Annotated in this window: 25 protein-coding genes; 9 read left to right on the forward strand and 16 right to left on the reverse strand. The window is 54.8% G+C overall.

Annotated elements, in window-relative coordinates:
• Nucleotides 1-40: 40 nt before the first annotated feature.
• Nucleotides 41-886 carry a 3-mercaptopyruvate sulfurtransferase gene (sseA, locus tag OGY13_RS20100; RefSeq protein WP_048234730.1) on the forward strand — a complete coding sequence of 282 codons (846 nt, stop codon included), beginning with the start codon at nt 41-43 and terminating at the stop codon, nt 884-886.
• Between the two features lie 43 nt (nt 887-929).
• Here the strand turns inward: sseA and sseB are convergent, their stop codons facing one another.
• The 11 genes from sseB to trmJ all read right to left on the reverse strand — a co-directional run bounded on the left by sseB (nt 930) and on the right by trmJ (nt 9,675).
• A complete protein-coding gene (sseB, locus tag OGY13_RS20105; RefSeq protein WP_213752121.1) occupies nt 930-1,706 on the reverse strand; it encodes an enhanced serine sensitivity protein SseB in 777 nt (258 codons plus the stop codon).
• A 70-nt stretch (nt 1,707-1,776) separates the two neighbouring features.
• On the reverse strand, nt 1,777-3,060 hold the full coding sequence (pepB, locus tag OGY13_RS20110) for an aminopeptidase PepB (protein WP_079935288.1): 1,284 nt from the start codon (nt 3,058-3,060) through the stop codon (nt 1,777-1,779).
• 61 nt (nt 3,061-3,121) lie between these two features.
• A complete protein-coding gene (iscX, locus tag OGY13_RS20115; RefSeq protein ID WP_003037694.1) occupies nt 3,122-3,322 on the reverse strand; it encodes a Fe-S cluster assembly protein IscX in 201 nt (66 codons plus the stop codon).
• An 11-nt stretch (nt 3,323-3,333) separates the two neighbouring features.
• On the reverse strand, nt 3,334-3,669 hold the full coding sequence (gene fdx / locus OGY13_RS20120; protein ID WP_003037690.1) for an ISC system 2Fe-2S type ferredoxin: 336 nt from the start codon (nt 3,667-3,669) through the stop codon (nt 3,334-3,336).
• A gap of 1 nt (nt 3,670) precedes the next feature.
• A complete protein-coding gene (gene hscA / locus OGY13_RS20125) occupies nt 3,671-5,521 on the reverse strand; it encodes a Fe-S protein assembly chaperone HscA (protein ID WP_003838439.1) in 1,851 nt (616 codons plus the stop codon).
• A 15-nt stretch (nt 5,522-5,536) separates the two neighbouring features.
• Nucleotides 5,537-6,052 carry a co-chaperone HscB gene (gene hscB, locus OGY13_RS20130; protein WP_003835201.1) on the reverse strand — a complete coding sequence of 172 codons (516 nt, stop codon included), beginning with the start codon at nt 6,050-6,052 and terminating at the stop codon, nt 5,537-5,539.
• A gap of 76 nt (nt 6,053-6,128) precedes the next feature.
• Entirely contained in the window at nt 6,129-6,452 is a 324-nt protein-coding gene (gene iscA / locus OGY13_RS20135; protein ID WP_003835203.1) for an iron-sulfur cluster assembly protein IscA, read from the reverse strand.
• 20 nt (nt 6,453-6,472) lie between these two features.
• Nucleotides 6,473-6,859 (reverse strand): Fe-S cluster assembly scaffold IscU, encoded by a 387-nt coding sequence (iscU, locus tag OGY13_RS20140; protein ID WP_002913991.1) that lies wholly within the window; start codon nt 6,857-6,859, stop codon nt 6,473-6,475.
• A gap of 26 nt (nt 6,860-6,885) precedes the next feature.
• Nucleotides 6,886-8,100, reverse strand: coding sequence for a cysteine desulfurase (gene iscS, locus OGY13_RS20145; protein WP_003835233.1), 1,215 nt, complete (start codon nt 8,098-8,100; stop codon nt 6,886-6,888).
• 112 nt (nt 8,101-8,212) lie between these two features.
• The gene (gene iscR, locus OGY13_RS20150) at nt 8,213-8,704 is read right to left on the reverse strand and encodes a Fe-S cluster assembly transcriptional regulator IscR (RefSeq protein ID WP_003037674.1); all 492 of its coding nucleotides are present in this window, start codon (nt 8,702-8,704) and stop codon (nt 8,213-8,215) included.
• A gap of 239 nt (nt 8,705-8,943) precedes the next feature.
• Nucleotides 8,944-9,675, reverse strand: a complete 732-nt coding sequence (gene trmJ / locus OGY13_RS20155) for a tRNA (cytosine(32)/uridine(32)-2'-O)-methyltransferase TrmJ (RefSeq protein ID WP_003835235.1) — start codon at nt 9,673-9,675, stop codon at nt 8,944-8,946.
• A gap of 118 nt (nt 9,676-9,793) precedes the next feature.
• On the opposite strand from trmJ, the gene suhB reads away from it, so the two are divergent.
• Entirely contained in the window at nt 9,794-10,597 is an 804-nt protein-coding gene (suhB, locus tag OGY13_RS20160) for an inositol-1-monophosphatase (protein WP_003835237.1), read from the forward strand.
• 103 nt (nt 10,598-10,700) lie between these two features.
• Here the strand turns inward: suhB and OGY13_RS20165 are convergent, their stop codons facing one another.
• Together OGY13_RS20165 and OGY13_RS20170 are read right to left on the reverse strand one after the other, a co-directional pair.
• Entirely contained in the window at nt 10,701-11,681 is a 981-nt protein-coding gene (locus OGY13_RS20165; protein WP_213752122.1) for a nickel/cobalt transporter, read from the reverse strand.
• A complete protein-coding gene (locus tag OGY13_RS20170; RefSeq protein ID WP_032944224.1) occupies nt 11,672-12,310 on the reverse strand; it encodes a DUF1007 family protein in 639 nt (212 codons plus the stop codon). Before OGY13_RS20170 ends, OGY13_RS20165 begins: the two co-directional genes overlap by 10 nt.
• Nucleotides 12,311-12,730: 420 nt before the next feature.
• On the opposite strand from OGY13_RS20170, the gene OGY13_RS20175 reads away from it, so the two are divergent.
• The 7 genes from OGY13_RS20175 to csiE all read left to right on the forward strand — a co-directional run bounded on the left by OGY13_RS20175 (nt 12,731) and on the right by csiE (nt 21,751).
• Nucleotides 12,731-13,714 carry an autoinducer 2 ABC transporter substrate-binding protein gene (locus tag OGY13_RS20175; RefSeq protein ID WP_003037665.1) on the forward strand — a complete coding sequence of 328 codons (984 nt, stop codon included), beginning with the start codon at nt 12,731-12,733 and terminating at the stop codon, nt 13,712-13,714.
• 103 nt (nt 13,715-13,817) lie between these two features.
• Complete coding sequence (locus OGY13_RS20180; protein WP_213752123.1) at nt 13,818-15,326, forward strand: sugar ABC transporter ATP-binding protein; 1,509 nt, start codon at nt 13,818-13,820, stop codon at nt 15,324-15,326.
• Nucleotides 15,319-16,308, forward strand: coding sequence for an ABC transporter permease (locus OGY13_RS20185; protein ID WP_008785467.1), 990 nt, complete (start codon nt 15,319-15,321; stop codon nt 16,306-16,308). Before OGY13_RS20180 ends, OGY13_RS20185 begins: the two co-directional genes overlap by 8 nt.
• A 1-nt stretch (nt 16,309) precedes the next feature.
• A complete protein-coding gene (locus OGY13_RS20190; protein ID WP_003037658.1) occupies nt 16,310-17,263 on the forward strand; it encodes an ABC transporter permease in 954 nt (317 codons plus the stop codon).
• Between the two features lie 17 nt (nt 17,264-17,280).
• Complete coding sequence (locus tag OGY13_RS20195; RefSeq protein WP_008785469.1) at nt 17,281-18,918, forward strand: FGGY-family carbohydrate kinase; 1,638 nt, start codon at nt 17,281-17,283, stop codon at nt 18,916-18,918.
• Nucleotides 18,915-19,514 carry a KpsF/GutQ family sugar-phosphate isomerase gene (locus tag OGY13_RS20200; RefSeq protein ID WP_213752124.1) on the forward strand — a complete coding sequence of 200 codons (600 nt, stop codon included), beginning with the start codon at nt 18,915-18,917 and terminating at the stop codon, nt 19,512-19,514. The genes OGY13_RS20195 and OGY13_RS20200 overlap by 4 nt, the downstream gene beginning before the upstream one ends.
• Before the next feature lie 959 nt (nt 19,515-20,473).
• Nucleotides 20,474-21,751, forward strand: coding sequence for a stationary phase inducible protein CsiE (csiE, locus tag OGY13_RS20205; RefSeq protein ID WP_032944230.1), 1,278 nt, complete (start codon nt 20,474-20,476; stop codon nt 21,749-21,751).
• On the opposite strand, the gene OGY13_RS20210 is transcribed toward csiE, so the two are convergent.
• The 3 genes from OGY13_RS20210 to OGY13_RS20220 form a co-directional block, all read right to left on the reverse strand.
• Entirely contained in the window at nt 21,746-22,894 is a 1,149-nt protein-coding gene (locus OGY13_RS20210; protein WP_111465250.1) for a 3-phenylpropionate MFS transporter, read from the reverse strand. The genes csiE and OGY13_RS20210 overlap by 6 nt on opposite strands.
• 88 nt (nt 22,895-22,982) lie before the next feature.
• Entirely contained in the window at nt 22,983-23,825 is an 843-nt protein-coding gene (locus OGY13_RS20215) for an aldose 1-epimerase (RefSeq protein WP_213752125.1), read from the reverse strand.
• Nucleotides 23,825-25,264 (reverse strand): sugar porter family MFS transporter, encoded by a 1,440-nt coding sequence (locus OGY13_RS20220; RefSeq protein ID WP_048215775.1) that lies wholly within the window; start codon nt 25,262-25,264, stop codon nt 23,825-23,827. Before OGY13_RS20220 ends, OGY13_RS20215 begins: the two co-directional genes overlap by 1 nt.
• Nucleotides 25,265-25,313 lie beyond the last annotated feature (49 nt).

Genomic DNA, 25,313 nt, shown 5'->3' on the forward strand with positions numbered 1-25,313 from the left:
TCCGACAATTTGCCAAAACCTGGTAAAAATGGAGATGCCTATGACCACCGCCTTCTTTGTCGCTGCCGACTGGCTTGCCGAACACATTGACGACCCGGAAATACAAATTCTTGATGCCCGGATGGCACCTCCAGGACAGGAAGATCGCGATGTTGGCGAGGAGTATCGTGCGGGCCATATTCCTGGCGCAGTATTTTTTGATATTGAAGCGCTTTCCGATCATACCTCACCGCTACCGCATATGATGCCACGCCCCGAAGCCTTTGCCGTTGCGATGCGCGAGCTGGGCGTTAATCAGGATAAGCATCTGGTTATCTACGATGACGGTAATCTGTTTTCCGCGCCACGCGCATGGTGGATGCTGCGGACATTTGGCGTCGAAAATGTCTCCATTCTGGCAGGCGGTCTGGCAGGCTGGAAGCGCGATGAGTTAATGCTCAAGGAAGGCGATGAGGATTTACCTGAAGGTGAATTTAACGTGGCCTTTACGCCTGACGCAGTTGTGCGCGTTACCGATGTACTGCTGGCCAGTCATGAAAAAACGGCGCAGATCGTCGATGCCCGCCCGGCTGCGCGTTTTAATGGCGAAGTTGACGAGCCGCGTCCTGGTCTGAAACGTGGTCATGTGCCGGGTGCGCTTAACGTACCGTGGACAGAACTGGTTCGTGACGGCGAACTGAAAACCACCGATGAGCTGGATGCTATTTTCTTCAGCCACGGCGTGAGCTTTGACCGCCCTATTATCGCCAGCTGCGGCTCCGGCGTAACGGCTGCCGTCGTCGTGCTGGCACTTGCCACGCTGGGCGTTTCTGACGTCGCATTGTATGACGGCGCATGGAGCGAATGGGGAGCGCGCAACGATTTACCGGTAGAACCGCAATTATAAAGCTGGAAAAGCCGGATAGCGCTTCGCTTATCCGGCCTACAATTTAGATAATCCGGTTCTGTTTAAAGTCGCGCAGGAAACCGCCCCAGCGGCGTTCGTAGAACGGTGCGATATGCTCAGTGATAAAGTGGCTCACGCCCTTCTCACCCTTCTTCACCTGGCAGATATCAATAGGTTCATCGCCCGACAGCGTATCGGTCGCGACGCTGCCAGCAGCGTGGATGATCTCTTCAATATCCCCTTCCGCTTCAATACCAATCAGCAGATTCGGCTGGGCTTCCGCGCTTTCTTTGATTGAGCAGAGAAACGCGCGTTTTACCGGCTTAATGGTTTTAAACAGCGTAGTCAGCGAGTCAATCATCTGCGCCGGAGGTTCAGCGACTTCAGAGAGGATCAGCGATTCACCGCCTTCCAGTACTTCCTGGGTGCTGAGCGGATTCCCCTCTTCCCCCATCAGCAGGCTGATTTCACGCGGCATAAATTCTTTGCCGGTCGGCAGTTTCGCGTTGAGAAAGAGCGTTTCGCCGAGCGTCATTTCAAACAACGTACGCACCGGCATAACGACAAATGCTTGCTCATCTTCCACCGCCTGCTGCAGGGCTTCCAGAGAAGTGAAGAACGGGATCACGGTCGTTCCGTCTTCTTTTTCCCAGTGCTGCAGGTCGAGAGCGCTGTCTTCAACCACCGCCTCGCCTTCTGCGGCAGTACCCGGCACCCAGACTGTGGATTCCAGTAAAGTACGGAAAAATGCCGGACGATGCGCAGGCTCTGTTGCCGCTTGTTCCAGCAATGTTTCTAATTCGTTTTTTGTTTCGGACATAAGTATCACAAATTGGATGAATACATGTAGGCCGGATAAGCGTAGCGCCATCCGGCAATACAGTAATAAATTATGCGGTCAGCAGATTCGCAATCGTGCGCACACCCAGACCGGTTGCGCCCGCAGACCACTGCTCAACCGGCGCTTTGCGATAGGTTGCGGAACAGTCGATATGCAGCCAGCCCTGCTGGTAGTTTTCCACGAAATGGGACAGGAAGCCCGCCGCGGTGCTTGCGCCAGCCGGGTAAGCCGCGCTACCGGTGTTATTCAGTTCGGCAAAGTTCGACGGCAACTGGCTACGGTGAAACTCTGCCAGCGGCAGACGCCAGAACGGTTCGTTTTCTTGCGCCGCACTTGCCAGCAGGCGAGCAGCCAGCTGATCATCAAAGCTAAACAGCGCGTGGTAATCGTTGCCCAGCGCGGTTTTCGCCGCGCCGGTCAGCGTGGCAGCATCAATGATCAGTTCCGGTTTCTGCGCGCTGGCATCGATCAGGCCATCGGCCAGCACCAGACGTCCTTCGGCATCGGTATTCATCACTTCAACTTTTTTACCGTTGCGATAGTGAATGATATCGCCGAGCTTAAAGGCGTTGCCGCTAATCAGGTTATCCGCACAGCACAGATACAGCTTCACGCGCTTGTTCAGACCACGGGTGATGGCAAATGCCAACGCGCCGGTGACCGTTGCCGCACCGCCCATGTCGGACTTCATTGAGTCCATAAATGCGCTTTGCTTGATGCTGTAACCACCGGAATCAAAAGTAATTCCCTTACCAACCAGGCAGGCATAAACCGGGGCTTCTTTGTCGCCTGTTGGGTTGTAGTCCAGCGCCAGCAGCACTGGAGGACGTTCAGATCCGCGACCCACGGTATGCAGGCCCATGTAGTTCTGCTCGCGCAGATCTTCACCTTTGGTGATGCGGTAAGAGACGTTATCGCACGCGACGGAGCACAGCAGATCAACAGCGCGCTGCGCCAGCTGTTCCGGGCCCAGCTCTTCTGCCGGGGCATTAATGGTATCACGCACCCAGTCAATAATCTTCAGACGGCTATCCAGCTCTTTGCGCTGCGCTTCGTCCAGAGCGGCCCACTCAACTTTGCGGGTGCCTTTTGGTCCCTTGTAGCCCTGCCAGAACGCCCAGCTACGTTCGGTATCCCAGCCTTCACCGTCCAGTTGAACGTGTTTAATACCCAGGCCGTCGATTTTACGCGCGGCACGCTGGATAAGGCCGAGGTCATCTTTTCCGTTCAGGTGCAGGGTAATGCCTTCATTATTAATGCTGTATGTTGCCTTTTCCCCCCAGCGGGCATCGGCAGGTTGCGTGGAAAGCGTAATTTTCATGGCTTCTGTCATTTTATTTATCCTTATTTTCGCGCATACAGGAAAACGGGCCACCCGTGGGCAGCCCGTTGACTTATTCGGCTTCGTCCAGCCAGACCAGCAAAATGGCCTCAAGGATTTTTTCGTTCGATGCCTGAGGATCATCATCGAACTCTTCCAGGTCACAGATCCACTGGTGCAGATCGGTGAAACGAACGGTCTTGGGATCGAGATCGGGGAAAGCGTCATACAGCGCCTCGCCGATTTCGCGGCTATCGGTCCACTTCAGTCCCATACTACCCTCTGTTAATGCTCACGCGCATGATTGATTGTGTAACGTGGGATTTCGACCACTAAATCGTCCTCGGTTACCCGCGCCTGACAGCTTAAACGGCTCTCCGGCTCCAGTCCCCAGGCTTTATCCAGCATGTCGTCTTCTTCTTCTGTGCTTTCCGGCAAAGAATCAAAACCTTCACGCACGATGCAGTGGCAGGTAGTGCAGGCACAGGATTTTTCACAGGCGTGTTCAATCTCGATTCCGTTACGCAGGGCAACGTCGAGAATGGTTTCGCCGGTCTCAGCTTCCAGAACTGCGCCATCGGGACAGAGATCCTGATGAGGCAAAATAACAATCTTTGGCATATTAAACCTCGTCCACGGAATGGCCTTTCAGCGCGCTACGGACGGATTTGTCCATGCGGCGAGCGGCGAATTCCTGGGTTTGTTTGTCTACGTTTTTAATGGCTTGTTCTATCGCGTCAACATCGTCACCCTGTGCAACCTCGCTCAAGTGCGCGGCGGCGGTGTCGATAGCCTGACGTTCTGCGGCGCTTAACAGCGCGGCATCAGCGTTCAGCGCACCGGATAAACTCTCCAGTACGCGTGCCGCTTCGACTTTCTGTTCTGCCAGCATACGGGCTTTAACGTCCTGCTCGGCAAAACTCATCGAATCCTGAATCATGGAGGCGATTTCACTGTCGGTCAGACCGTAGGACGGTTTAACCTGGATTGAGGACTCAACGCCTGTGGATTTCTCCATGGCGGTGACGCTCAGCAGCCCATCGGCATCCACCTGGAAGGTCACGCGGATGTGCGCACCGCCAGCCGGTAATGCCGGGATGCCGCGCAGCGCAAAACGCGCCAGTGAACGACAGTCCTGCACCAGCTCACGCTCGCCCTGCATCACGTGAATGGACATCGCGGTTTGGCCATCTTTAAAGGTGGTAAAGTCCTGCGCGCGCGCCACTGGGATAGTGGTGTTACGCGGGATCACTTTCTCCACCAGACCGCCCATGGTTTCCAGTCCCAGAGACAGCGGGATAACGTCCAGCAGCAGCATTTCGCTGTCCGGTTTATTTCCGACCAGAATATCCGCCTGGATTGCCGCACCGATAGCGACCACTTTGTCCGGGTCAATAGAGGTCAGCGGCGTGCGGCCAAAAAATTCACCGACGCGTTCACGTACCAATGGCACGCGCGTTGAACCGCCAACCATCACCACTTCCAGCACATCTTGCGGCTCCACGCCCGCATCTTTCAGCGCGCGACGGCAGGCCAGCAGCGTACGCTTGACCAGTGCGGAAATGAGTTCATTAAAGGTTTCACGGGTGATTTCCCCCTGCCATCCTGCCACGTTAACCGTTACAGAATCAGCGTCGCTAAGTGCGATTTTCGCTGCAATCGCGGCATCCAGCAGTTCACGCTGTACGCGGTTATCGCTGCGATCGGCCACGCCCGCCTGCTCGCGAATGTAATCGGCCAGCAGATGGTCAAAATCGTCGCCGCCGAGCGCGGAATCACCACCGGTCGCCAGCACTTCAAACACGCCACGGCTCAGGCGCAGAATAGAAATATCAAACGTACCGCCACCAAGATCGTAGACCGCGATCACGCCTTCCTGACCGGAGTCCAGACCATACGCGATCGCCGCTGCGGTCGGTTCGTTCAGCAGACGCAATACGTGCAGGCCCGCCAGACGCGCGGCGTCTTTGGTCCCCTGACGCTGTGCATCGTCAAAGTAAGCCGGAACGGTGATTACCACGCCGTCCAGTTCGCCGGACAGCGATTCGGTAGCCCGCGCGGCCAGCGCTTTCAGAATATCAGCAGAGACGCGCACCGGATTAAGCAAACCGGCAGCGGTTTCAATCATCGGCAGACCGTTTTCGCTCGCCTGGAACGTATATGGCAGATGCGGGTAACGCGCCTGGATATCCGCCAGAGAGCGGCCCATCATGCGTTTTACCGAGCTAACGGTGTTTGCCGTATCCAACGCTGCATTGGCGCGGGCATCGTAACCGACAGAGTAGCCCTGCTGCTGATAGTGAACCACTGACGGCAACAGGTGGCGACCTTCATGGTCTGCCAGCGTTTCGGCCTGGCCGCTGCGTACGGTAGCAACCAGGGAGTTGGTGGTGCCTAAATCGATACCTACCGCCAGACGACGCTGGTGCGGCGCGGCGCTCAGACCAGGCTCACTAATTTGTAATAAGGCCATTTTCGCTTCCGGAAATTAAAAATCGAGCAGTTTTTCTTCGAGTTGTTCTGCACTGCTTCGCAGTTTATCGAGAAAACGCAGCTTACGCACGGTATCTGCCGCTGCGTCCCACGTCTCGCTATCCAGCTGTTCCACCATCAGTTGATGGCGAACGTTATACATTTCGCTGACGCGTTTCATAAACGCATCTAAACGTTGACTGTCTTTTGCCTGTTCAATCTCGTCCAGCTCTTCACGCAGCTCAAGTTGCTCCATCAGGAACGCGGTATCGCGCACCGTGTGCTGCTCGCTGCGGATATCAAAACCGTGTAAAGACAATAAGTATTCGGCGCGCATCAAAGGATGGCGCAGCGTTTGCCAGGCCTGGTTGATAGTGGCGGACTGCGAAACCGCAGCAAGTTGTTCCGCCTGGGAACCGCTGGCGAATTTATCAGGATGATACTGACGTTGTAGATCCTGAAAACGTAGGCTCAGCGCCTGAGTATCGAGCTGATAACGGGCCGGTAAGCCAAAGAGGGTGAAGTAGTCCATAACATTCTCAGGGGTAGCCTGTTAGAACAAACCCCACACGTAGCGAAGCCACGGTGGGGTTTTCGGGTGACGCACGTTACACGTGGAAGCTTTCGCCGCATCCACATTCGTCTTTCACGTTCGGGTTAGTGAACTTAAACCCTTCGTTCAGACCTTCTTTGACGAAGTCTAACTGCGTACCGTCGAGGAATTGCAGGCTCTTACCGTCGATCACGACTTTTACACCTTTGTCTTCAAACACGGTATCTTCAGCCGCCGGCTCGTCAACAAATTCCAGTACATAGGCCATACCTGAGCAGCCGGAGGTTCTCACGCCCAGACGCAGACCAAACCCTTTACCGCGGTTTGCCAGGAAGGTATTTACACGCGCTGCTGCACTGTCGCTTAAGGTAATCGACATAATAAAACCTCAACTCTTAATTATTTTGCTTCACGTTTGCTTTTGTAATCCGCAATCGCGGCTTTAATCGCGTCTTCAGCCAGAATAGAGCAGTGAATTTTCACCGGTGGCAGTTCAAGCTCGTCGGCGATATCGGTGTTTTTAATCGCCTGTGCTTCGTCCAGAGATTTCCCTTTTACCCATTCGGTAACCAGAGAGCTGGAAGCAATAGCGGAACCGCAGCCGTAAGTCTTGAAACGCGCGTCTTCAATGATACCCTCATTGTTGACTTTGATCTGCAACTTCATCACGTCGCCACAGGCTGGTGCACCGACCATGCCGCTACCCACGTTCTCGTCGCTGTTGTCAAAAGAGCCCACGTTACGTGGATTCTCGTAATGATCGATAACTTTTTCGCTGTAAGCCATGTTGAATTCTCCTTATCGGTGCCGAATTAGTGATGTGACCATTCAATGCTGTTCAGATCCACACCCTGTTTGAACATTTCCCACAGTGGAGAAAGGTCGCGCAGACGGCCAATGGAGTTGCGAACCAGATTGATGGCATAGTCAATCTCTTCTTCGGTAGTGAAACGACCTAAAGAGAAACGAATTGAGCTGTGTGCCAGCTCGTCGGTCATCCCCAGCGCGCGCAGCACGTAGGATGGCTCCAGGCTTGCAGAAGTACATGCAGAACCGGAGGATACAGCCAGGTCTTTCAGCGCCATAATCAGCGACTCGCCTTCAACAAAGTTGAAGCTGACGTTGAGAATGTTCGGTGCGCCCTGCTCGAGGTCACCGTTGAGGTACACCTCTTCCATATCTTTCACGCCGTTCCACAGACGGTTACGCAGACTGCGCAGGCGCGCCATCTCGGTTTCCATCTCTTCTTTAGCGATACGGTATGCTTCACCCATGCCGACGATCTGGTGCACAGGCAGCGTACCGGAACGCATACCGCGCTCGTGACCGCCGCCGTGCATCTGCGCTTCAATACGAATACGCGGTTTACGACGAACGTACAGCGCGCCGATACCTTTCGGACCATAGATTTTGTGGCCGGAGAAGGACATCAGGTCAACTTTCAGTTGGCTCAGATCGATAGGCAGTTTGCCCACGCTCTGGGTCGCATCAACGTGATAGATGATGCCGCGAGCACGGCACATTTCGCCGATAGTCGCGATATCCTGCACCACGCCGATTTCGTTGTTCACGTGCATGATGGACACGAGGATGGTGTCGTCACGCATTGCTGCTTCAAGTTCTTTCAGGTCGATAATGCCGTTACGCTGCGGGGCGAGGTAGGTGACTTCGAACCCTTCGCGCTCCAGCTGACGACAGGTATCCAGCACGGCTTTGTGTTCGGTTTTGCTGGTGATGATGTGCTTGCCTTTTTTCTGATAAAAGTTGGCTGCACCTTTAATCGCCAGGTTATCGGATTCAGTCGCACCGGAAGTAAATACGATTTCACGCGGGTCAGCGCCCACGAGGTCGGCAATCTGGTTACGGGCGATATCTACCGCCTCTTCAGCCTGCCAGCCGAAACGGTGTGAACGAGACGCTGGGTTACCAAAGTTTCCGTCCAGGGTCAGACACTGCATCATTTTCTCGGCAACACGCGGGTCCACCGGCGTGGTTGCGGAGTAGTCGAGATAGATCGGTAATTTCATTGCTCTATAAACTCCGTACATCGCTTCAATGCAAGGAATCAGGCAACCGGCTGGATGTACGACCGAGTTAACGGGGTGTGTAGCACCCCGGCCTGATTCTAAAATACTTTTATTATGCGCGTAACTTAACGTCGATCGCGTCTTGAGCACGATTAGTGCGTGGAGCGTCATGGGTATGCTGGCGACCAGACACATCCAGGACTTCCTGATTATTTACCAGTTCGCCCAACGTAATGTTGTTGAGGAAACCGGTCAGACGATCGCTCAGATCGCGCCACAGCGCGTGGGTCAGGCATTTATCGCCGCCCTGACAACCGCCTTTGCCCTGGCAACGGGTCGCATCTACAGACTCGTCAACAGCGCTAATCACTTCACCTACTGCGATGCTGCCGGCATCTTTACCCAGCAGATACCCGCCGCCTGGTCCACGTACGCTGGAAACCAGACCGTTTTTACGCAAACGGGAAAACAGCTGCTCCAGATATGACAGGGAAATTCCCTGACGTTCAGAAATATCAGCCAACGGTACCGGGCCCGTTTCGGAGTTGAGCGCAACGTCCAACATTGCGGTCACGGCATAACGCCCTTTTGATGTCAGTCTCATGTCTTACTTAGCCTCAAACTCGCCCCTGCCCGGGGTTTTTTATTGTAAAATGGGGGTATTGCATAGCAGGGGCAAGTCTGACATTCCCGACTAAATCAGTCAACTATTTACTTGACTAATTTAGTCGGGTATTTAACCTTCAGTGCCATTTTCACTTGCCGGATGCGCTTCGTTTATCCGGCCTGCAAATCGTGCGGCCTGTAGGCCGGATAAGCGAAGCGCATCCGGCATTCGTACAGTTACTTGCTTTTATTCTGCTGCTCGATTGAAGCTAAAATCCCGCGCAGGATGTTCAGCTCCTGGCTCTCTGGACGCGCGCGCGTGAACAAACGACGCAGTTTGTTCATCACCTGCCCCGGGTGCCCTTCGCGGATAAACCCGGTCGATAGCAGCGTTTGCTCCAGATGACCGTAAAAACGCTCTAAATCATCGACCAGCGGATACTCTGCTTCTTCGTAATCTACGGTCTTGTCGCTTTCCTGCGTCGCCAGCCAGGCCATGCGCACTTCATAAGAGATGACCTGCACTGCCATCGCCAGGTTGAGCGAACTGTATTCCGGGTTCGCGGCAATGGCGACGTGATAATGGCACTTCTGCAGCTCTTCGTTGGTCAGACCAACACGTTCACGACCAAATACCAGCGCCACCGGCGAGTTCGTCGCTTCAGAGACACTTTTTAAACCGCATTCACGCGGGTCCAGCATCGGCCACGGCAGCGTGCGGGAACGCGCACTGGTGCCTACCACCAGGCTACAGCCCGCCAGCGCTTCATCGAGCGTATCGACGATCTGCGCGCTGCCGATCACATCACTGGCACCCGCTGCCAGGGCGATGGCCTGGGAGTCCGGTTTAACCAGTGGATTTACCAGCCACAGATTGGTTAAACCCATGGTTTTCATTGCGCGGGCTACAGAGCCCATGTTGCCAGTGTGAGAGGTTTCCACCAGCACGATTCGAATATTTTGCAGCATTGTATTTCTTCGGCTAAAGATTATTCGGGCATATTATCATAAAACGAAGACATATTCCGAACTCGCTGCTATACTCTGCGCCGTTTTCCCGTTCTTTAACATCCAGTGAGAGAGACCGATGCATCCGATGCTGACCATCGCCGTGCGCGCAGCGCGCAAGGCGGGTAATGTAATTGCCAAACACTACGAAACCCCAGACTCTGTAGAAACCAGCCAGAAAGGCAGCAATGATTTCGTGACTAACGTCGATAAAGCCGCCGAAGCGATTATTATCGAAACGATTCGCAAATCTTACCCACAGCACACCATCATCACCGAAGAAAGCGGTGAACATGTTGGTGAAGATTTGGATGTTCAATGGGTTATCGATCCACTGGATGGCACCACCAACTTCGTAAAACGTCTGCCGCACTTCGCGGTATCCATCGCAGTACGCATCAAAGGCCGTACTGAAGTCGCCGTTGTTTACGATCCAATGCGTAACGAACTGTTCACCGCAACCCGTGGCCAGGGCGCACAGCTGAACGGCTACCGTCTGCGTGGCAGCACCGCCCGCGATCTGGATGGCACCATCATCGCCACCGGTTTCCCGTTCAAAGCCAAACAGCACGCCGCTTCTTACATGAAAATTCTGGGCAACATGTTTACCGAATGCGCGGACTTCCGCCGCACCGGTTCTGCTGCGCTGGATCTGGCCTACGTTGCCGCAGCCCGCGTTGACGGTTATTTCGAAATTGGCCTGCGCCCGTGGGATTTCGCCGCAGGTGAGCTGATTGCCCGTGAAGCTGGCGCACTGGTTTGCGACTTTACCGGTGGTCATAACTACATGGCGACCGGCAACATCGTTGCAGGTAACCCGCGCGTAGTGAAAGCCATGCTGGCTAACATGCGTGACGAACTGAGCGATGCGCTGAAGCGTTAATCGTTGATGCCTGATGGCGGCTAGCGCCTTATCCGGCCTACCAGGGAAGTTCCCCGTAGGCCTGATAAGCGAAGCGCCATCAGGCATTCATCCTACAACAGTGCTAAAACGGTCTTATCCCTCGCCCTACCGGCACCGCGCTCATCCACATCACAATCGCAGCAGCAATCAGCACCGCACCACCGGCTAATGCCAGCGTCGTCCAGCCAATCTGTCGCCACAATACCGGCGCTTTATGCCCGCTAAATTTCACCGCAAGCGAGCGGAAACTGTGTACCAACAGAGCCAGTGACGTAATCGTCAAAGAGGTTCCTGCCGCCATCGCCAGCGCCGACGCCATCCCCCAGCTAAACACGCCAACCACTTTGCTGAACAGTAAAACCATGATGGCCCCCGAGCACGGGCGCATCCCCATAGACAGCACGATCATCAACCGGGCACGCCAGTCATCACCACTTTGCAGCTGTTCAGGATCGGGAAAATGCTGATGCCCGCAGCCGCAACCCTCGTGATGCACATGATGCGGCGTGAAGGCAGTGAATTTTGGGCGGCGCAGCAGCTGGCGCAATTTCTTCAGCGCACGGACGCACAATAAAACGCCCAACACGCCAACCAGAGCATAACTCCCTTTCTCTAGCCAGAAACTACTCATATGTAGCTGTCGTGCGGGCAACTGCAAGATGGTAAGCACCACAACCACCAGTCCGATGGCGACCAGCCCCTGTAATAAAGATGAGGCTAGCGTCAGGCCAATACTCGACTTCAGCTTCGAGGGGTGCGTTGCCAGCCAGGTGGTAATGACGACTTTTCCATGTCCCGGCCCCAGCGCATGCAGAACTCCGTAGAGAAAACTAAACAGCAGCAGCGATCCCCCGGCCTGGGCCGGCCTGGCGGCAACTGCTTTCAGCAACCCGCTCATCTGTTGGTTAACGTCGCGCTGCCAGACGACACTTTTCATCATCACCTGCGGCCAGGCCTGCCATAGCCACAGTATGCCGCCTGCCGCCAACAGCAAAAAGACAGCCAGCGGCCATAGCGTCAGCCAGCGACGTCTGGCTGCGCGTTGTTGATAAACTACTGACATTGCAGCGTTACCGTCTGTGCAAACTGTTTACCCAACTCCATATCCTCCGGCGGTGCGTCTTCTTTATCCAGCGACTGCGCAAAGCTCAGCGTTTGTTCATTGGGCGTCGGCGTATGTACTGAAATCCGGCATTTCTGGCTTATGGCCTGCCCCAGCCTGGCGTCGCTGTCTTTGTCATAGCTCATATCAACGTAGTAGGTCGGGTCGAAGGTTGAAATGGTATATTTTTGACCACTCAGCGGCTGAGCTTCGGCCAGCGGCAAAACGAACGTCAGCACTGCCTGGTGTTCCTCCCGCGCCATGCCATATTCCGTCGGCCTGTTTTTAAACTTTACCTTTTTCCCGTCGTGCCACACTTCGGTGAAATAGTGCTGCCCGAGAACGTTGGCCATCACTTCCGCCGCCAGTTTCTTCCAGATCTCATCACCAGGTTTGGCATTCCCCGCATCGTAAAGCAGATCCGCCGAGGTAATTTCATCCATCGTCCAGCGCATTTTCAGCGCGACGAACTGGTCATTCTCGCTCACTATCTCAGTTTTCAGATGGATAAAGCTGTGGGGATGCGCGCCTGCGCCAAAGGACAGGACAGCGAGAAACAACGTGATAATGATACGTTTAACGCCTTGCATGAGTTCTCCACGATGAAAATCTACACCGCCACAAATAATGATGCCTGGTTTGGCGAAAGTGTGCTGAGGATACCATTGAACGAAAAAATATTGAGCACCCTTTTCCGGTATCGATTCAGTTCTCAATTTCGATAATTTCTTCTTCGGGAAATTCCCCCCAAACACCTTTTAGGCGTCAAAACTTAAGCCAAATGATAAAAAAATGTTAATTGATGGTTTCATTTTAATATTTAATTAACACTTAATTTGAAAACCTGAATGTAAAACCATGCAAATTTAACTAATTGTTAACCATTTTATTTCTATAAATTCACAATAATGGGCATATATCACATTTACCAAACTTATGATTCATTCCCTCTTCCATTCATTGTTAACTTCACGCCGTGACATGTCCTGCCCCCTACGAAAGGTACAACTATGAAATTCAAACTCGCATTACTCAGTGCAACCCTGGTTTCTGCATGCATGTTGTCCGGCACGTCCTTTGCGGCGGAAAAATATGAAATTGCTGTGGTTGCCAAAGTCACCGGGATCCCATGGTTTAACCGGATGGAAACCGGCGTAAATGAAGCAGCAAAAAAACTGGATGTGAATGCTTACCAGACCGGACCTTCAACGCCGGACCCGGCGCAGCAGGTGAAAGTGATTGAGGATCTGATCGCCAAAAACGTTAATGCGATCATCGTGGTGCCGAATGATGCCAAGGTCCTTGAGCCGGTACTGAAAAAAGCGCGCGATAAAGGCATCGTGGTGCTGACGCACGAATCCCCGGATGAGCAAATTGGCCAGTGGGATATCGAAACCATCGATAGTGAAAAATACGCACAGGCTAACGTCGATGAGTTAGCGAAAAATATGGGCGGCAAAGGCGGATATGCCATCTATGTTGGTTCGCTGACGGTCCCACTGCATAACGCGTGGGCGGATTATGCGATTAAGTACCAGAAAGAAAAATATCCGGAAATGTTCGAAGTCACTTCACGTCTGCCGGTCGCGGAAAGTATCGATAAATCCTACGCCACAACGCTGGATCTGATGAAAACCTACCCGCAGATGAAGGGCATTATCGGCTTCGGCTCACTGGGTCCAATCGGTGCTGGTCAGGCTGTGCAGAAAAAACGCGCCAAAGATAAGATCGCCGTCGTCGGGATCGCCATGCCGGCGCAGGCAGCACCTTACCTGATGCGCGGTGATATCAAAAAAGCGCTGCTGTGGGATCCAAAAGACGCGGGCTACGCGCTGGTCACCGTTGCCGATCAGCTGTTGCAGGGCAAAGAAGTGAACGCCGATCTGAGTATCGATGGTTTAGGGAAAGCCGATATCGACACGGAGAAGAAAGTGATCCGCTTTAACAAGATCCTCGAAGTCACCAAAGACAACGCACAATCACTTGGTTTCTAAGGCTTTAGCCAACACCAGGGAACCTTAACGCCGACCGTCTGGTCGGCGCTATCAACCAAACTAACACTCAGCGTCCCCCCGGACGCGCGCAGGGGTATTGTCCATGGCAGACACCACCGCATTTATCACTCTTGAGAATATCAGCAAACAATTCCCGGGCGTGCTGGCGCTGGATAACGTGAATCTGACGCTGAGAAAAGGCGAAGTTCACTGTCTGGCGGGTCAAAACGGCTGTGGTAAAAGTACCATTATTAAAGTGATCTCCGGGGTTTATCATCCGGAAAAAGGCGCGCAGATTTTACTCGACGGAAAATTGTTCCATCATCTGACGCCGCAGCTCTCTTCCCATTATGGCATTCAGGTTATTTATCAGGACCTGTCGTTGTTCCCCAACTTTAGCGTCGCAGAAAATATCGCGGTCAACCGCTATCTGCCGGGTGGCGATATCTGGGTGCGTCGCGGCGCCATGAAGCAGCAGGCGCTGGCAGCCATGAAACGTATTGGGGTGAATATCGATCCCGATAAAAAAGTTGAAAAACTCTCAATTGCTGATCGACAGCTGGTCGCCATTTGCCGGGCGATTGCCGCCGATGCGCGTCTGGTGATTATGGACGAGCCCACCGCCTCGCTAACCCGCCAGGAGGTTAATGGCCTGCTGCGGGTAGTTAATGAACTGAAAGCGGCCGGAATTTGCGTCGTGTTTGTCAGCCATCGTCTGGATGAGGTGATGGAAGTGGCTGACCGCATCAGCGTAATGCGCGACGGCAAACTGGTGGGTACATACCCTGCCAGCGAACTCGACAGTCACGAACTAGCCTTCCTGATGACCGGACAACGCTTCCACTACAGCCCATTGCCGGAAAGACCTGCTATTGAGCAAGAGCCGCTCCTTGAGCTGCGCAATCTCAGCCGCAGAGGTAAATACCAGAACATCAATCTGTCGCTGCACGGCGGCGAGATCGTCTCCATTGTTGGTCTTCTGGGTGCCGGGCGCACCGAGCTTTGTCTGAGCCTGTTTGGTATGACGCGCCCGGAAAGCGGCGAGATTCGCATTAACGGTCAGCCGGTTACTCTGCGCAATAACCATGACGCCATCCAACACGGGATCGGCTATGTCTCAGAAGATCGCCTGACGCAGGGGCTGATCATGGAGCAGTCGATCTACGACAACACCATCGTCACGGTGTTTGATCAACTGCACACCGGTAGCGGCCTGCTCGATCACCGTAAAGCGCAAAAGTTGGTCGCCGATTTGATCCGCGAACTGAATATCAAAGTGTCCGATCCGCACCTGCCGGTCAAAACCCTTTCCGGCGGTAATGCCCAGCGTATCGCCATTGCCAAATGGGTGGCGACCAATCCCCGCATCCTGATCCTCGACTCGCCTACCGTTGGCGTGGATATCGCCAACAAAGAGGGCATTTACCAGATAGCCCGCGATTTGGCGGGACAGGGTATGGCGGTGCTGATGATTTGCGATGAAATCCCGGAAGCGTATTACAACAGCCACCGCGTGCTGGTAATGCGTCGCGGCAAGCTGGTGGCGGAATTTAATCCTCATCAATGCCGTGAAGAGGAGATTGCTGAAGTGGTCGAGGTAATCAATGAATAAGATGCATCTCTCCCGTTTAATCGGGCAACATGAGTTCTGGCTGGGCCTGCTGGTTGTAGCCCTTGCCGTTGGGCTGAGCATCAGCACCGACGAGTTCTTGTCTTTGGGGAACCTGACGGATGTGGCCACCAGCTACGCGATTCTCGGCATCCTGGCCTGTGGGCTGTTTGTAGTGCTGATTTCCGGTGGGATCGACATCTCATTTCCGGCGATGACCGCGATAGCCCAGTATGCAATGGCCAGTTGGGTTATCGGTCACGGTGGCAACTTCGCGCTGGCGTTAATCATCGCCATTGCGGTGGGCCTGCTGCTTGGGCTGATCAACGGTTTTCTGGTCTATTGGCTACGCGTTCCGGCAATCATCATTACCATCGCCACGCTGAACGTCTACTACGGTCTGCTGGTTTACGCCACCAAAGGCACCTGGCTGTACGGCTTCCCGGACTGGTTTATGAACGGCATTAACTGGTTCTCGTTCACCGCGGCGGATGGCTACGACTACGGTTTGACCCTCCCCCTGCTGTGCCTGGCGGCGGTGATCATTTTTACCGCCGTGCTGATGAACTATACCCGTCTTGGCCGTCAGGTTTACGCCATGGGCGGCAACCGCGACGCGGCCTCGCGCCTGGGGCTGAATCTGCTGAAGCTGCATTTTTACGTCTATGGCTACATGGGCATTCTGGCAGGCGTTGCCGCCGTGGTTCAGGCGCAAATCACCCAGTCAGTTGCGCCCAATTCGCTGCTCGGCTTTGAGCTGACGGTGCTGGCGGCGGTAGTACTCGGCGGAACCAGCATGAGCGGCGGGCGCGGTACGTTGACCGGAACCCTGCTCGGCGTGGTTCTGCTGGCCTTCTTACAAAATGGCCTGACGCTGCTCAGCGTCTCCTCTTACTGGCACACCGTGTTCAGCGGCGCCATTATCCTGGTCAGCATTAGCGCCACGGCCTGGAACGAAAAACGCAAACTGGCAAGGGAGCTTTGAGATGAAAACAATCGCCAGATTTTTACCCGGTGATGCCATCATTCGTCTGCAATGCGTGATTATTGTGGTCGTCGCCCTGGTCTTCTCGGCCCTGCTCGGCAGCCGTTTTTTCAGCGTCGCTAACTTCCAGTCGATTGGCTCACAGCTACCAATCCTCGGCATGCTGGCCCTCGGGATGGGCATGACCATGCTGACCGGCGGCATTAACCTGTCGATTATTGCCGGGGCGAACGCCTGCTCGCTGGTGATGGCGGCGATTATCGTCACCCATCCGGATAACCCGCTGTTTCTGGTGCTGGCGCTGCTGGCAGGCGCTGCCGTGGCGGTGGCTATCGGCACGCTCAACGGTGCGCTGATTGCCTGGGTCGGGGTTTCGCCTATTCTCGCCACGCTCGGCACGATGACGCTTATCTCCGGGCTGAATATTCTGCTTTCCAACGGGACGGTGATTTCCGGTTTCCCGACCGCCATTCAGTACCTTGGTAACGCCACGATTGCCGGTATTCCGGTGGCGCTACTGCTCTTTTTCCTGGTGGCAATCCTGCTGTGGGTGCTGCTGGAGCACACCACGCTTGGGCGCAGCCTGTATCTCGTCGGTTCCAATGAGCAGGCTACCCGCTACAGCGGTGTGAATACCGTACGGGTACAAATTTCGGTGTACGTGATTTCTGCCCTGCTCGGCTGGGTCGCCGCCATTTTGATGATGGCGAAATTCAACTCAGCTAAAGCCGGATACGGTGAATCCTACCTGCTGGTCACCATCCTTGCCTCCGTCCTCGGCGGTATCAACCCGGATGGCGGCTTCGGGCGCATTATCGGCCTGGTGCTGGCACTGATTGTGCTGCAAATGCTGGAAAGCGGCCTTAACTTGCTGGGGGTCAGCAGCTATCTGACGATGGCGCTGTGGGGCGCGGTGCTGATCCTCTTTATCGCATTACAGAATCGTAAAGCCTGATTTCAGGAGAAAAAATTATGGCAAGTTACTTTATTGGTGTGGATGTCGGAACCGGAAGCGCCCGTGCTGGCGTGTTTGATCTCAACGGCAGAATGGTCGGTCAGGCCAGTCGGGCCATCGAGATTTACCGCCCGCAGGCCGATTTTGTTGAGCAGTCTTCCGATAACATCTGGCAGGCGGTGTGTAACGCGGTTCGCGATGCGATTAACCAGTCGGATATCAACCCAATCCAGGTGAAAGGTCTGGGCTTTGACGCGACCTGTTCACTGGTGGTGCTGGACAAAGAAGGTAAACCGCTGACCATTAGCCCGTCCGGGCGCAGCGAACAGAACATCATTGTGTGGATGGATCACCGCGCCATTACTCAGGCCGAGCGCATCAACGCCCTGCATCATCGGGTGCTGGACTACGTTGGTGGTATTATCTCCCCAGAAATGCAAACGCCCAAGCTGCTATGGCTGAAGCAACATATGCCCAACACCTGGGCCAATGCGGGATACTACTTTGACCTGCCCGATTTCCTGACCTGGCGCGCAACGGGCGATGACACGCGCTCATTGTGTTCGACGGTGTGTAAATGGACCTATATGGGCCATGAAGACAAATGGGATGCCAGCTATTTCCGCCAGATTGGGCTGGAAGATTTGCTGGAGCATGATGCCGCCAAAATTGGTCGCTACGTGAAAACCATGGGCGAACCGCTCGGTCACGGGCTATCCGCGCGCGCCGCCAGCGAAATGGGGCTGATTCCGGGGACCGCTGTCAGCGTCTCGATCATTGATGCCCACGCCGGTACCCTCGGCACGCTCGGGGCAAGCGGTGTTTCCGGCGAGGTGGCGGATTTTGACCGTCGTATCGCGCTGATTGGCGGCACTTCCACTGGACACATGGCGATTTCCAAAGAGCCGCGTTTTATCGGCGGCGTCTGGGGTCCTTACTACTCAGCCGTGCTGCCAGAATACTGGCTCAACGAAGGTGGACAGTCGGCAACAGGGGCGTTAATCGACCACGTTATTCAGTCGCATCCTTGCTACGAAACCCTGCTGGCGCAAGCTAAATCTCAGGGGCAGACCATTTACGAAGTGCTAAATGCGCTGTTGCGTAAAATGGCCGGTGAGCCGGAAGATATCGCATTTTTAACCCGCGATATGCACATCCTGCCCTATTTCCACGGCAACCGCTCGCCGCGCGCTAACCCAACGCTTACGGGCGCAATCACCGGACTGAAACTGTCACGTACGCCGGAAGATATGGCGCTACAGTACCTTGCGACCATCCAGGCCATTGCGCTGGGAACCCGCCATATCATTGAAACGATGAATCAAAGCGGCTACACCATCGATACGATAATGGCCAGCGGCGGCGGGACGAAAAACCCAATCTTCGTTCAGGAACATGCCAACGCCACCGGCTGCGCGATGCTGCTGCCTGAAGAGAGCGAAGCCATGCTGCTGGGTGGCGCCATGATGGGAACTATCGCCGCGGGCGTTTTCGAAACCTTCCCGGAAGCGATGTCGGCGATGAGCCGGATTGGTAAAACGGTTACCCCGCAGACTAATCGCATTAAGCAGTACTACGATCGCAAATATCGGGTATTCCACGAGATGTATCAGGATCATATGAAATACCGCCAGTTGATGCAGGAGGACGCATGAGCGACTCCTGGTCTCAGGCCACCGGCGTATTTCAGCTCTATAGCGATGCCCTGGCGGGTCTGGGGCAGCATCTGACTGAACCGCTCTGGCAGTCGCTGATGGCGGAGCTGCGCGGCTGTCAGGGGAAAATCGTCGTCATCGGCGTAGGTACCTCCGGCATCGCAGCGCGTAAAGTGGCGCATATGCTTGCGTGCGTGGAACGCCCGGCGATCTACCTCAACGCGACGGACGCGGCGCATGGCGATCTCGGTTTTTTACGCGCCAACGACCTGGTGATTATGCTGTCGCGTGGAGGGAATTCGGACGAACTCACCCGGCTGCTGCCCGGACTGAATGCGCGAAATGTGCCGATTCTGAGCGTGACTGAAAACGCCGATTCTGCCATTGCTAAAGCGTCGAGACTGGTGATTTCCACCGGCGTCCAGCGTGAGGCCGACCCGCTCAACATGTTGGCCACCACATCAATTTTACTGGTGCTGGCTATCTTTGACGCCGCCTGCGCCTGCCTGATGAGCGAAAGCGGTTACTCAAAAGAGACGCTGTTGTCTGTGCATCCCGGCGGTGATGTGGGATTAACGCTGAGCCGTGGTAAGTAACGCCAGGCAGCGCTCTTTTTACCCCCCCCTATTTGCAAGTGTAATGACGGTCAGTTAAACATGTAGGGAGAACGTTTTACTCTGAATAAGTTTCCGTTCACCTTATGTGCATCGCTTCTCTGATATCGCTATACCCGTGAACGTGCAAGGGAGGCTCACCGCCGCCTCCCTTGCATCCCAGGCTCCCGGCGGGAAAATCGTCGCTGCGCGAGCTATTCGTCTTATTCCGTCTGCCTGTCGGGTCGGGGCCGAGCCTGCATCCATGCAGGCCGTCCCCTCTGCCCGCATCCTTGCGGGCAGTCCCGGTCAGCCGTCAACGCCTCATCGATTTTCAGCCGGACCGGGGTCATCGCTTCAACGCTCTGACTTCCAGTTAAATCTGTTTTGCTGTTTTAACAAAAAACACAGAAGGTGAGGTGTGAGCTGGTCCGGCTGAAAATTGCCGACGTGCTTCCGTAAGGCCGGGAGAGCCAGCATGGATGCTGGCTCAGGGCGCGCTTTACAGGGACGTTACATCGCGCCCGGCCCGGTAGCCTGGAGGAATAAGCGGAGGGAACCGCGGAGCGGCAATTTTCCCGCCGGGAGCCGGGATTGTTAAGGGTGCGGCGATAGCACCCTTAACACGTTCACTGGCGTTCAGTGTACAGAGAAGCGATGAACATAAGGTGAACGGAACCTTTTCTCGGAGAAAACATATTCATTATGCTCCGCCAACATATGTTGATACAGGAGCATTAACAGTACGTCATTGCGCAACCTGCCGGTTTATTTATATCTAACCAAAAGATAAAACAGTGAAAAAGCGGATTAACGCGCTGCGTTCCACTACCGCTATCTGTTCCGCACGTTAAAAATTCTGTGACGCTCCCCAGCATTCCTGGCGTAAAGCTTTCCATTCCTCAAATCTATGAGCAAACTTTAGCTATTCTTATCAAACATACTCACGGGAGAATCTACAGATGATGTCAACGCTTGCCCCACCATCTGTACTTTCCGCTCCCCAGCGCCGTTGCCAGGTGCTGCTGACGCTTTTCCTGCCGGGGCAAATCGCTACTACACAAACCTTCAGCAGCCTCAACGGTGTCGATGATGCCACGGTTCAGGAAGATATTATTGGCGCAGGACTCGAAATCCAGCGCTATCACCGGCTCGCGATAGCCACCGCGCAGAATGGTGGCTATACGATCGAAGGAACCCCGCTAAATCAGCGTCTGTGTCTGTTGCAGTGGCTGCGCCGTGGCCTGCGGATTTGCCCGGCCTTTATCGCCCAGCAGTTTACCCCGGCGTTAAAAGCAGAACTAAAACAACGGGGGATCGCACGTACGCTGTATGACGACACCAATCTGCATGCGCTCATTAATCTGTGCTCCCGGCGCTTGCAGAAGCCGTTTGAGTGTCGTGACATCCAGTTCCTGCGCCTGTATTTACAGTACTGCCTGCTACAGCATCACGCGGGGATCACCCCGGAATTTAACCCACTCCAGCAACGCTGGGCGCAATCCTGCGCGGAATATCCGCTCGCAGAGGAAATTGGCCGTCACTGGCAGCGCCACGTCATGCAGAGTGCACCGCTGGGCGAATCGCTGTTTATGGCGTTGCTGTTCTCAATGCTTCGTATCCCCGACCCGATTCGCGATAATCACCAGCAGGATCGCCGCCTGCGCCTTGCTATTGCGCGGCTGGTGCTGCGTTTTCGCGAGTATGGCAATGTGCGCTTCAGCGATGAGCAAGGGCTGAATGACCAGTTGTATATCCACCTGGCTCAGGCACTGAACCGCAGCGTGTTTGCCATCGGCATTGATAACACGCTGCCGGAGGAGTTCAGCCGCCTTTATCCCCGGCTGGTTCGTACTACCCGCGAGGCGATTCACGGCTTCGAGGCCGAATACGATGTGCAATTTTCCGAAGAAGAGATCGGGCTGGTGGCCGTTATTTTCGGCGCCTGGCTGATGCAGGAGAAGGATTTACACGAAAAGCAGATTATCCTGCTGACCGGTAGTAACGAACAACTTGAAGTGCATATAGAGCAACAGCTGCGCGAACTGACGCTGCTGCCGCTCAACGTAAAACATATGCCGATGCAGGACTTTCAAAAAGAGGGTGCCCCGCGCGGCGTAACGCTGATTATTACGCCGTACACCACGCCGTTACCGCTATTTTCACCCCCGTTGATTCATGCGGATCTGGCGCTTACGCCGCATCAGCAGCAGCAGATCCGCAAAATCCTCGAATCATAACGTTGCAGGCTGCGCGACCACCTTCGGGCGCAGAACGATTGCCGGGAGCGCCACCAGCGCCATCACCCAGAACACGCCGCTGCCCAGATTCTGGTACAGATAGCCCGCGAATACGGTCATGATGGCGATACTGCCGCCCATCGCTATCGCGGAATACACCGCCTGCAAACGAATAACTTCGCTCCCCTGGCGTGCCGCGATATAACGCATTGCCGCCAGGTGGCAGACGGTAAAGGTTCCGCAATGGAGGATTTGCACCACGATCAGCCACGGCAGCTCGGTGCTCCAGCCCATCAATCCCCAACGCACCACCCCGCAAATGGCGGAAAGCAGCAGCAGATCGCGGGCGCTGAAGCGACGGAACAGCTTGTGGCTAAGTGCGAAAATAATCACCTCCGCCACCACACCTAGTGACCATAAATAGCCCACCGCCGAAGCGGAATATCCGGCAGACTGCCAATAGATGGCGCTGAAACCATAATACGCAGCATGCGCCCCCTGTAGCAGACTCACGCAAGCAAGAAAACGCCAGCTCTGGGTTATCAGCGCGCGCCAGGCGGGCCATCCCGCACTCTCCTGCTGACGGTTTTCACCCGCTGGCTGCACGCTCGGGCGAATCATCATGCCCAGCAGCATCGAGGCGACGCCAAGCGATAGCAGGACCAGGATCACCCGATAGTCAAACAGGCTCACCAGTTTGCCGGTTAGCGCGGAGCCGATCACAAAAGCCACGGATCCCCACAGTCGCACCCGACCGTAATCCATGGTTATCTGTTTCTGCCAGGTGTTGGCCAGCGCATCGGTCAGCGGTACCAACGGTGAGAAAAACAGGTTAAAACCGACCATCACCACCATCAGCCACGCCACGTTGGTTCCCGCCCAGAAGGCCAGCGCAAACACCAGCGTCAACAGGGCCAGAATACGTAACGCTGAGATCAGCCGAGAGGGATCGCTCACACGCGGCGCAATCAGCAAACTACCGAGAAAACGGGCAATCAGCCCCGCCCCCAGCAGTAAACCGATGGTTTCCGGCGTCAGCCCTAACCCTTCGAGCCAGACGCTCCAGAAAGGCAGAAAGATACCGTAGCTAAAGAAGTAGGTGAAATAACCGAGCGCCAGCCAGCGCGTGGAATGCAAAGCCATGAATCCCTCCCGTTTGGAGGCGATAGTCTGGCGACAAACGCAGGCTGGCGCAAGAGAGCATTAACAGGCAGATAACATGATTTTTGCCCTATTCGATGCTAATTTGCATCGCAAAATGGCAGCGTTCTCCCTGCGCTAAAACCTGCAATCCCGGCTGCCCCTGCATGTTGTGGGCATTCACCGGATACGTTTGCGGCTCCAGACACAGGAACTCCTCACCCGACATTCTGAACAGCATCAACCACGGAGTTTGCGCTAAAATCGTGACTTTCATCACATCACGCTGAATAACGGCCCGCCCGCTCCAGCCAGAATATCCGACATTCAGCCAGCTATCCTCACCGTATTGCGCATGCATGAAATCAGCCGCTGAAGGGATATCACGTTGCCATTCCAGCGGCAGATGCTGCTCCCCCTCAGGCCAGTAGCCGCTTGCGGTGAACTGCGCCGTACTGCGCTTATCAAAGGCGAAAAACGGATGGAACCCGCAGCCGTAAATCATTGGCTGCTCACCGCAATGAGTGAGCGTCAACGAGGCGTGCAGGCTCGAGGTTTCCAGTTGATAGCAAAGCTGCGCCGTATAGTCGTAGCCACAGGGATGCCAACTGCGCAACTGCAGCAAACAACCGCTTTGGGTGACAGTGATAACCTGCCAGCGTTGCAGCCAGCCGTCACCGTGCAGGAAAAAGGTGTCATCTGCGCCATGTTGAGGTAAAACCACCTCTTCACCGCGCAGCATAAAACGATTTCCCGCCACCCGATTCGCGACCGGCAGCATCGGGAACAGGCCGCAATCACCGGGTTGCTGACCATGACCTTCGCGTAAAATGGCCTGTTGATGTTGTAACGAAACCAGACTTAATAGCGAACCGCCCTGCGAGTCTACGCACATCCGCAGATGTGCGTTTTGTAGCGTCAGCAGACCATCCATTATCGGGCGCTTCGTTGCTGGGCTGATGTGCCAGCTTTTGTATGTTGCGCCGCCAACTGTTCTTCCAGCGCTTCCAGCGTCACGCCTTTGGTTTCCGGTACATTACGCAGAACATATATGAAGCCCATCGCGCAAATCACACCGTACAGCAGGAAGCTTCCCGACGCGCCCAGACTCGCATTCAGCAGCGGGAAGGTATAGGTCAGCAGGAAGCAGGCAATCCACAGCGCCAGCGTCCCCAGCGACATCGCCAACCCACGAACGCGATTAGGGAAAATTTCAGACAGCAGCACCCAGGTCACCGGAGCCAGCGTCAGGGCATAAATAGCGATCGCCGCCAGCACCAGAACCAAAACCGGCCAGCCCATAATGCCCAACCCGTACGCCCCGGCAATCAGTACATAAATAACCGTTAATCCTGACGCACCGAACAACATCAGTTTACGACGACCAATTTTGTCCACTAACGGCAGAGCGGCAAGGGTAAAGACCAGATTGATGATCCCTGTCGCCACGATCGATTTTAACGTACCGTTGATGTCGAATCCGGCAGAAGCGAAGATCTCCTGCGCATAGTTGAAAATAACGTTGATCCCACACCACTGCTGAAACACTGCCAGCACCATACCAATAATCACGATCGGTTTGATCTGCGGTTGTAACAGCGTTGACCACGCGACCTTGTGATTATCTTTTTGCAGCGTATGTTCAATCTCTTTCAGCGTTTGCCCGGCATATTCCGCCGAACCAATGCGCTGCAGCATGGCGCGCGCACGATCGGCTTTTCCCGCTTTCACCAGCCAGCGCGGCGATTCAGGAACAAAGAACATCAGCACCAGGAAAATTACCGCGGGCACTAATTCCGCGCCAAACATCCAGCGCCAGCCCGTCTGACCGTTCCAGCTTTCAACAATTGCCTGCTGCGTAGCGCCTGTGGCAACAGGTTCGGCAATCATCAGGTTGATAAGCTGCGCCGCCAGCACGCCAATGACGATGGTGAGCTGGTTGACGGCCACAAAGCGACCACGCTTTTCAGCGGGGCTAACCTCGGCGATATACAGTGGGCTTAGCGCAGACGCCAGACCAATCCCCACGCCGCCAACGATGCGATAAACAATAAACATATCGAAGTTACTGGCGACGGCGGTTCCCCAGGCGGAAGCGCTAAAGAGGATCGCTGAGAGAATCAGCGGCATTTTTCGGCCAAATTTATCGGCGCACCAGCCGGAAATCAGCGCGCCAAAGATACAACCAACCAGCGCGGAACTCATCGCCCAGCCGGATTGTGCCGGATCGGTAATCGAGAAATATGCTTCATAGAAGGGTTTTGCCCCGCCGATCACCACCCAGTCATAGCCAAACAGTAAACCTCCGCAGGCCGCAACCAGGCAGATAGTCCAGACGTAACCAATCTTTAAATGTGTCTGCGCGTTATTCATTATGATTCCTCTTTCAGGGAAACGCAGGGTACAGTAGGTTTCGGGTGAG

It is taken from the genome of Citrobacter sp. Cpo045 (assembly GCF_030332875.1).
Lineage (GTDB): Bacteria > Pseudomonadota > Gammaproteobacteria > Enterobacterales > Enterobacteriaceae > Citrobacter > Citrobacter portucalensis.

Coding starts and splice junctions, on each gene's coding strand:
- hscB (WP_003835201.1), bottom strand. CDS start 6,052: ATGGACTACTTCACCCTCTTTGGCTTACCGGCCCGTTATCAGCTCGAT.
- sseB (WP_213752121.1), bottom strand. CDS start 1,706: ATGTCCGAAACAAAAAACGAATTAGAAACATTGCTGGAACAAGCGGCA.
- OGY13_RS20185 (WP_008785467.1), top strand. CDS start 15,319: ATGAATAAGATGCATCTCTCCCGTTTAATCGGGCAACATGAGTTCTGG.
- OGY13_RS20170 (WP_032944224.1), bottom strand. CDS start 12,310: ATGCAAGGCGTTAAACGTATCATTATCACGTTGTTTCTCGCTGTCCTG.
- trmJ (WP_003835235.1), bottom strand. CDS start 9,675: ATGCTGCAAAATATTCGAATCGTGCTGGTGGAAACCTCTCACACTGGC.
- fdx (WP_003037690.1), bottom strand. CDS start 3,669: ATGCCAAAGATTGTTATTTTGCCTCATCAGGATCTCTGTCCCGATGGC.
- pepB (WP_079935288.1), bottom strand. CDS start 3,060: ATGACAGAAGCCATGAAAATTACGCTTTCCACGCAACCTGCCGATGCC.
- OGY13_RS20165 (WP_213752122.1), bottom strand. CDS start 11,681: ATGTCAGTAGTTTATCAACAACGCGCAGCCAGACGTCGCTGGCTGACG.
- OGY13_RS20215 (WP_213752125.1), bottom strand. CDS start 23,825: ATGGATGGTCTGCTGACGCTACAAAACGCACATCTGCGGATGTGCGTA.
- iscS (WP_003835233.1), bottom strand. CDS start 8,100: ATGAAATTACCGATCTATCTCGACTACTCCGCAACCACGCCGGTGGAC.
- iscU (WP_002913991.1), bottom strand. CDS start 6,859: ATGGCTTACAGCGAAAAAGTTATCGATCATTACGAGAATCCACGTAAC.
- iscR (WP_003037674.1), bottom strand. CDS start 8,704: ATGAGACTGACATCAAAAGGGCGTTATGCCGTGACCGCAATGTTGGAC.
- OGY13_RS20220 (WP_048215775.1), bottom strand. CDS start 25,264: ATGAATAACGCGCAGACACATTTAAAGATTGGTTACGTCTGGACTATC.
- iscX (WP_003037694.1), bottom strand. CDS start 3,322: ATGGGACTGAAGTGGACCGATAGCCGCGAAATCGGCGAGGCGCTGTAT.
- csiE (WP_032944230.1), top strand. CDS start 20,474: ATGATGTCAACGCTTGCCCCACCATCTGTACTTTCCGCTCCCCAGCGC.
- OGY13_RS20195 (WP_008785469.1), top strand. CDS start 17,281: ATGGCAAGTTACTTTATTGGTGTGGATGTCGGAACCGGAAGCGCCCGT.
- OGY13_RS20210 (WP_111465250.1), bottom strand. CDS start 22,894: ATGGCTTTGCATTCCACGCGCTGGCTGGCGCTCGGTTATTTCACCTAC.
- OGY13_RS20180 (WP_213752123.1), top strand. CDS start 13,818: ATGGCAGACACCACCGCATTTATCACTCTTGAGAATATCAGCAAACAA.
- hscA (WP_003838439.1), bottom strand. CDS start 5,521: ATGGCCTTATTACAAATTAGTGAGCCTGGTCTGAGCGCCGCGCCGCAC.
- iscA (WP_003835203.1), bottom strand. CDS start 6,452: ATGTCGATTACCTTAAGCGACAGTGCAGCAGCGCGTGTAAATACCTTC.
- sseA (WP_048234730.1), top strand. CDS start 41: ATGACCACCGCCTTCTTTGTCGCTGCCGACTGGCTTGCCGAACACATT.
- suhB (WP_003835237.1), top strand. CDS start 9,794: ATGCATCCGATGCTGACCATCGCCGTGCGCGCAGCGCGCAAGGCGGGT.
- OGY13_RS20175 (WP_003037665.1), top strand. CDS start 12,731: ATGAAATTCAAACTCGCATTACTCAGTGCAACCCTGGTTTCTGCATGC.
- OGY13_RS20200 (WP_213752124.1), top strand. CDS start 18,915: ATGAGCGACTCCTGGTCTCAGGCCACCGGCGTATTTCAGCTCTATAGC.
- OGY13_RS20190 (WP_003037658.1), top strand. CDS start 16,310: ATGAAAACAATCGCCAGATTTTTACCCGGTGATGCCATCATTCGTCTG.